Here is a 6,738-nt window from a genome sequence, read left to right as displayed (position 1 = left end):
TATCTCTCCCCTCTCCGTTTCACACTCTTTCCCTACACCCCGCTCTTCCTTACGGGCACCACAGGCAGGCCAAAGCCGGGCAGGCTCGGCGGAAAAAGCGCCCGCCAAGCCTGCCCGGCTTCGTCCAGCCTACGGCACCCGAACCCATGTCAAATCGAGCCTCGGTGGGAGGCTGCGGGTCCGTTGTGGGTTGTTGTTCTTGTTCCAGACGGCGGGCTGTCGAGCCGTCGCGGCTTCCAAGGGCTCAGTTCACGCCGACGGGGTTCAGCGATTGACGACGAGAGAGGACAAGCGCCAGGTTCCGCCGTCCGGAGTGCGTTGTGGCGTCTCGGCCAAGGCCAGGTCGGGGAATCGCCGGAGGATTTCCGAGATGGCCACCTGCGTCTGCACCCGCGCGAACGCGGCGCCGAGGCAGAAGTGCGCGCCGTGCGAGTACCCGAGGTGGCCGGTCGGCTGCTCGCGCGTCACGTCCAACGCGTCCGGGTCGGCGTAGGCGCGGGGGTCGCGGTTGGCCGAGACGATCGCCGTCAACACCGGTTCGCCCTTGCCGATCACCACGTCGCCGAACGCGACCTCCTCCGTCGCGAACCGGGGCACGGTGAGCAACTGGGGGCCGACCCACCGCGTCAGCTCCTCGACCGCGCGCGGCACCAGGGTGGGGTCCGCGCGCACGGCGGCGAGCTGGTCGGGGTGGGTCAGCAGCGCTTCCAGGCCGTTGACGATGAGGTTGGTCGGCGTCTGCCCGGCGATCACGAGCTGCCACACCAGGGTCACCAGCTCCGCGTCGGTGAACCGGTCGCCGTCCTCGTCGCGGACCCGCAGGAGCTGGGAGATCAGGTCGTCGCCCGGTGACGTCCGGCGCAGTGCGACGGCCTCGATCGCGCCCTCGACGATGTCCGGGATCGCGGCCAGGAACGCCGGGCCGTAGCCGCCCACGGCCGCCGCGCCGTACTCGCGCCACCGGCCCCGCTCCTCGGCGGGGATGCCCACCAGCTCGCAGATGACGTCCATCGGCAACGGCCGGGCGAAGTGCGCCAGCAGGTCCACCGGCCCGGTGTCCGGCAGGGCGTCGAGCAGCTCGCCGACGATCACCTCGATGCGCGCCCGGAAGCCCTCCGCCCGGCGCGCGGTGAACGCGGGCGCGGCCAGCTTCCGCAGCCGCAGGTGCTCCGGGCCGTTCATCTCGGACATCGTGCGCAGGTACGGCTTGCAGTGCTCCGGCACGCCGGGCAGGCCCATGAAGCTGTTGGCGCTCAACTCGAAGCGGGGGTCGGCGAGCATCGCCTTGGCGTCCTCGTGCCGCGTCAGCACCCACATGTCGCCCATGCCGGGCAGGCGCATCTTCGCCACCGGGCAGCGCTCACGGGCCTCCCCGTAAGCCGTGAAGGGGTCCGACAGCACCGCGGGGTCGGCGGGGTCGATCTCGGGAACGGTCAACGCGGTCCTCCATGCAGATGTTCTGATCAGATGTTCTCATCATCTGAATGATGACGGTATCTTGACACGCGACGCCTGGCAAACGGGAGCGTGATGGCACGGCTGAGCAGGGCGGAGGCCCAGGAGCGCAACCGGGCGCGGGTGGTGGACGCCGCCCGGGCCGAGTTCGCCGAGCGCGGCTTCCGGGACGCGAAGATCGACACGATCGCGCAGCGCGCCGAGCTGACCCGGGGCGCGGTGTACTCGAACTTCCCCGGCAAGCGGGCCCTCTACTTCGCGGTGCTGGCCGAGTTGGCCGAACGCGCCGTGGCGCCGTCGAACCCCCAGCGCGGGACGAACCGCCGCGAAGCCCTCGGCGCGCTGGCCCGCGCCTGGGTCACCTCCGTCGGCCACGACCCGCTGGCGCGGGACTTCCTGCCCGAGGTCGCCGCCGAGGAGGTGACGCGCCGGCCGTTCACGCAGCTCATGAAGCTGGACGCGCTGCTGGTCAGCCTCGCGCTGGAAGCCGTCGAACCGGTCGTGACGCCGCCCGGCTCGCCGCCGCCCCGCCTGGTGCGGCTCGCCGAGACGGTGCTGACCACCCTCTCCGGCGCGAGCGGGCTCGCGGCCGCCGCGCCGGGGTTCGTGGAGCCGTTCGACGTGATCAGCGCGTGCGAACGCCTCGCCGGCCTGGACCTCAACGACTGGTGGGCGACCCCGCCCGGCGCGGCGGTGCGGGACGACGACCGGCCGTGGAGCCCGCCGACCGTCGTGGACCTCGTGCGGGGCGCCGAGGTGACGCCGGACGAGGACGGCGTGGTGGTCGTGCTGGGGCTGAACCGGCTGGCGGCCGTGGAGGAGGCGGTGCGGGCGGACGTGCCGGTGACGCTCGCGATGGTCACCGCGACGCCGGCCGAACTCGCGCCGCTGGCGCGGCTGGTGGTGGCGCAGGTGTGCGCGGGCCTGCGGGAGGCGTTCCCGGTCCGGGCGTGGCCCCGGCTGCGGGTGGTGTGCGACGAGACCGGCGCGCTGGCCGCCGCCGCGCGCGTGCCGGCGGTGAGCGACGAGACCGAGACCGCGGTCCGCGTCGAGCGCGGCCGGGTCGTGGCGCGGGCCGAGGGGTCAGGCGCGGGTCACGCGGTCAGCGCCGGGGCTCGGGCACGGACCGGGTGACGGGCCTGGTCGCGGGTCTCGCGGCGGCCGGCCGGCGTTCCAGGGCCTTGCGGAAGTCGGCCGGGATGGGGGTGCTGCGCAGCTCCGGCGTGCCGAAGGAGACGTACCGGTTCCAGCCCGTGGCGACCGGCGTGCCGTCCACGTCCGCGTCGAAACCCATGGTCAGCGTCGTGGTGCCGAGCGTGCGCACCCGCACCGCGATCCGCAGCAGGTCGTCGAACCGGGCCGGGGCGAGGTACCGGATGGACGTCTCGGCCATCACGAAGTCGATGCCGTGCTTCTCCAGCTCCCGGTAGGAGCCCAGCAGCGACCGCAGCGCCTCCACCATCGCGGCCTCGAAGAAGACCGGGTAGCGGGAGGCGTGGACGATCCCCTGGCGGTCGCAGTCGACCGGGCGCACCCGCACCCGGTGCACGTGGGCAGGTCGCGCGTCAGCCATGTCGGCGATCCTATGGGTCACCCACCCGGTGTGTCCCGATCCCGCGAAGAGCGCTGCGGGTGACGACGGGTCAGCCGGACCGGCGATGCCGGCGCACGCTCTCCTCGACCAGGTCGAGCACCGGTTCGAGGTCGTCGGCCGGCAGGCCCATCGCCAGGTGCGACACCAGGCCCTCCAGCACCAGCTCCAGGAACGACGTCAGCACGTCCACGTCCACGTCGTCGCGCAGGTTCCCGGCCTCGCGCTGGCGCTCCAGCCGCTGCCGCGTCGCGTCGGTGAGCTGCCGCGACCGCTCCGCCCACCGCGCCCGGAACTCCGGGTCGGTGCGCAGCCGGCGCGACACCTCCAGCCGCGTGCCGAGCCAGTCCGCCGGGTGCTCGACGTCCTCGGGGTCCGGCGGGTGCAGCAGCTCCCGCATCACCTGCACCAGGCCCTGCTCCGCGACGACCTCGGCCATGCGCAGCGCGTCGTCCTCGGCCAGCGCCAGGAACAGCGACTCCTTGTCCCGGAAGTGGTGGAAGATCGCGCCCCTGGACAGGCCGGTAGCCTCTTCCAGGCGGCGCACGGTCGCGCCTTCGTAGCCGAATCGCGCGAAGCACGCGCGTGCGCCGTCGAGGATCTGACGGCGACGCGCATCGAGGTGGTCCTGGCTCACCCTGGGCACCTGTCGATGTTGCCAGGGCCGCCAGGGGAAATCCAATCAGTACGTACGGCTTGCCCGGTCCACTTTGGGGTGTACTTCTCGCTCTCGGCTCGAAACACCTGGTCACCGTCACTACGGTGGCGCACCGTGACCGCAGGTGAGGACATCCGGCCGCCGCTGAGGCTGGTGCCGGGCTCGGGCTGGTGGAACCGACCGTCCACGGTGGACCGCAGTCGGCACGGCCCGGACTTGATCGATCTGATCAGGCTCGTGGGCCGCCGACCGGGCGAGGTCGCGTGCGGGCCGAACGGGTCCGACCTCGTGGTCTTCGAGCCCCTGTGCGTGCCCGAACCGCTGCGCACCCCGGCCTACGCCCTGGCCCTGGGCCACCGCGCGATCGGCGACGACGCGCTCGCCCACGACGTGCCCGCCCACGACCCGGGCGACCGGCCCGTGCCCGCCACCGCGCGCTTCTTCGTGCACGAGGCCGCGTTGCACGTGCGGGTCGGCGACGACGCGGTCATGGCCGGGCAGTTCGACGCGCTCGCCGACCGGGACGACGTGCCGGTCCGCCTCGTGCCCTTCGCGGCCGGCCACGTCGACGTGCTCCGCTCGCCGTTCACCCTGCCCGACGGCCGGCGGCAGGCCGAGGTGCTGGACCGGGTCGCGCTCGACGTGCCGTCCTCGCGGTCGGCGTTCCGCCGCCGCGCCGCGCACCACCGCAACCGCTGAGACCGGGGACACCGATGGCTCCCACACCGAACACCCGGCGCAGGCTCGCCCTGGTCGCGGTGGCGGCCCTGACGTCGCCGCTGCTGCTCGCCGCCCCCGGCGCGGCGCGCGGGCTGACCGAGCACCAGGCCGAGGCGGCGACGATCTCCGGGGGCGAGGTGCGCTCCGACCACGCCGGCTACACCGGGCCCGGGTACGTCGACTACGACGACGCGGCCGGCGGGTACGTCGAGTACACCGTGGCCGCCGCCGAGGAGGGCCCGCACCGGCTCGTCTTCCGCTACGCCAACGGGACCCGGTCCGACCTCGTGCTCGCGGTGTCGGTGAACGGCGTGCAGGCGGGCACCGTCCCGTTCCCCGGCACGGGGGCGTGGACCACGTGGCGCGACGCCACCGCGACCGTGTCCCTGCGGACGGGCCGCAACCGCGTCCGGGCCACCGCCGTGAGCCGGGACGGCGGCCCGAACACCGACCGGGTGTCCGTGGGCCCCGCCCCCGTGGACACCCAGCCGCCGACCCCGCCGCGCAACCTGCGCGTGACCGGCAAGACCGAGCACAGCGCGTCGCTCGCCTGGGACGCGGCCACCGACAACGTCGGCGTGGTGGGCTACGACGTCTACCAGCACGGGCAGTTGATGATGAGCGTGCCGGGCGAGACGCTGAGCGCGACCGTCATCGGCCTGGAGGCCGACACCGAGTACGACTGGACGGTCCTGGCGCGCGACGCCGTGCCGAACGTCTCCCAGGCCAGCAACAACGTCGTCATGCGCACCGACACCGTGCTGCTGGACAACCAGTCGCCCACCGCGCCCGGCAACCTGCGCGTCACCGGGCGGACGCCGACCAGCGTGTCGCTCGCGTGGGACGCCTCCACCGACAACGTCGGCGTCACCGGCTACCTCGTGCACCGCGACGGCGCGCAGGTGGGCACCACCGACGCGACCTCGGCCACGGTCGACGGGCTGAGCGCTGGCGTCGGGCACCGGTTCAGCGTGCGGTCGCGGGACGCGGCGGGGAACCTCTCGCCGTTCAGCGCCGAGGTGATCGCCGCACCCGGCGGCGCCGTGCCCGCGGGCGAGCCGACGCCCGGCGTGGTGACGGCGTTGCGCGACGGCACCGACGTGCCGTGGGGCGTGGCGTTCCTGCCGGACGGCTCGGCGCTGGTCACCGAGCGGGAGCGGTTCAAGGTCTACCGGCTCTCCCCGGACGGCCGGCGGACCGACCTCGGCCGGGTGCCCGGCGCGCAGAGCACCAGCGGCGAGGGCGGCCTGCTGGGCATCGCGGTGTCGCCCACGTTCGTCGCGGACGGGCACGTCTTCATCTACCACACCGCCGAGGGCGGCAACCAGGTCGTGCGGGCCAGGCTGGCGGGGGACGCGCTGACCGGCTGGACCACGATCCTGGGCGGGATCCCCAAGAACCGCTACCACAACGGCGGCCGGCTGCGGTTCAGCCCGGACGGCCGGTACCTGTTCGTCTCCACCGGCGACGCGCAGAACGGCAGCTACGGGCAGAACCTCGACACCAACGCGGGCAAGATCCTGCGGATCCACCCGGACGGGTCGATCCCGGCCGACAACCCGTTCCCGGGCAAGGCGATCTGGAGCTACGGGCACCGCAACGTGCAGGGCCTGGCGTTCGACTCGCGGGGCAGGCTGTGGGCGACGGAGTTCGGCAACAACACCTGGGACGAGGTCAACCTGATCCAGCGCGGCGGCAACTACGGCTGGCCGGGCTGCGAGGGCCGGGACGGGTACTGCGAGGGCAGCGTGCCGCCGAAGGTGACGTGGCCGACGTCGGCCGGCGGGCCGAGCGGGCTGGCGATCATCAACGACCACCTGTTCATCGGCACCACGATCGGGCAGCGGGTGTACCGGCTGCGCATCGACTCCGACGACCTGGTGGAGCAGCGGGAGTTCTTCCACCACGCGTACGGTCGGCTGCGGACGGTCGAGGTGGACCCCGAGGGCGACCTCTGGCTGACGACCACCGAGGACCGCGACGGGCAGAGCGGCAACGACCGGGTGCTGCACGTGGACATCCGGTACGGGTGACCGCTCCCTCCCGACCGCCACCCTGATCACCCGCCCCTGATCACCCGCCCCCGATCACCCGCGGCCGATCACCGGCGGCCGGCCGCCCGCGCCCGGCCGCCCGCGCCCGCCCGCGCCCGCCCGCCCGACTCGCCCGATTCGCGTCGGACGGGGCGGTTCGCGGGTCCGGGTCACCCGGTCGCCACGAGGTGTTCACCCCACTGCCAGGCCCGTCCGCCGGGCGGCGCGACTCGGCCGATCGGAGCAGCGCCGCGGCGTCCGGTCCGCCGCCGAACGCCGCC

At 73.7% G+C, this 6,738-nt stretch carries 6 protein-coding genes; 3 read left to right on the top strand and 3 right to left on the bottom strand.

Annotated elements, in window-relative coordinates; genetic code table 11:
* Window positions 1-264: 264 nt before the first annotated feature.
* Window positions 265-1,437: a cytochrome P450 family protein gene (locus ACWEFJ_RS09055; RefSeq protein WP_449713374.1), complete on the bottom strand. Its 1,173-nt coding sequence runs from the start codon at window positions 1,435-1,437 to the stop codon at window positions 265-267.
* Window positions 1,438-1,530: 93 nt separating this feature from the next.
* Between ACWEFJ_RS09055 and ACWEFJ_RS09050 the strand changes: the two genes are divergently transcribed.
* Entirely contained in the window at window positions 1,531-2,589 is a 1,059-nt protein-coding gene (locus ACWEFJ_RS09050) for a TetR/AcrR family transcriptional regulator (protein WP_449713373.1), read from the top strand.
* Here the strand turns inward: ACWEFJ_RS09050 and ACWEFJ_RS09045 are convergent.
* Complete coding sequence (locus tag ACWEFJ_RS09045; protein ID WP_378090837.1) at window positions 2,558-3,028, bottom strand: acyl-CoA thioesterase; 471 nt, start codon at window positions 3,026-3,028, stop codon at window positions 2,558-2,560. The two genes, ACWEFJ_RS09050 and ACWEFJ_RS09045, sit on opposite strands and share 32 nt — an antisense overlap.
* 70 nt (window positions 3,029-3,098) lie before the next feature.
* Entirely contained in the window at window positions 3,099-3,692 is a 594-nt protein-coding gene (locus ACWEFJ_RS09040) for a TetR family transcriptional regulator (RefSeq protein ID WP_378090838.1), read from the bottom strand.
* 126 nt (window positions 3,693-3,818) lie between these two features.
* Between ACWEFJ_RS09040 and ACWEFJ_RS09035 the strand changes: the two genes are divergently transcribed.
* Window positions 3,819-4,403: a Scr1 family TA system antitoxin-like transcriptional regulator gene (locus tag ACWEFJ_RS09035; RefSeq protein WP_378090839.1), complete on the top strand. Its 585-nt coding sequence runs from the start codon at window positions 3,819-3,821 to the stop codon at window positions 4,401-4,403.
* 14 nt (window positions 4,404-4,417) lie between these two features.
* Complete coding sequence (locus tag ACWEFJ_RS09030; protein WP_449713372.1) at window positions 4,418-6,457, top strand: PQQ-dependent sugar dehydrogenase; 2,040 nt, start codon at window positions 4,418-4,420, stop codon at window positions 6,455-6,457.
* Window positions 6,458-6,738: the final 281 nt, after the last annotated feature.

The sequence above is a fragment of the Actinosynnema sp. NPDC004786 genome (assembly GCF_053601135.1).
Note: the sequence above shows the minus strand (reverse complement) of the source record. Positions and strands in the feature narration are given on the sequence as shown.

What these genes read in the sequence shown, in the direction of transcription:
- ACWEFJ_RS09050 (WP_449713373.1), top strand. Translation starts at nt 1,531, where the DNA reads ATGGCACGGCTGAGCAGGGCGGAGGCCCAGGAGCGCAACCGGGCGCGG.
- ACWEFJ_RS09045 (WP_378090837.1), bottom strand. Translation starts at nt 3,028, where the DNA reads ATGGCTGACGCGCGACCTGCCCACGTGCACCGGGTGCGGGTGCGCCCG.
- ACWEFJ_RS09030 (WP_449713372.1), top strand. Translation starts at nt 4,418, where the DNA reads ATGGCTCCCACACCGAACACCCGGCGCAGGCTCGCCCTGGTCGCGGTG.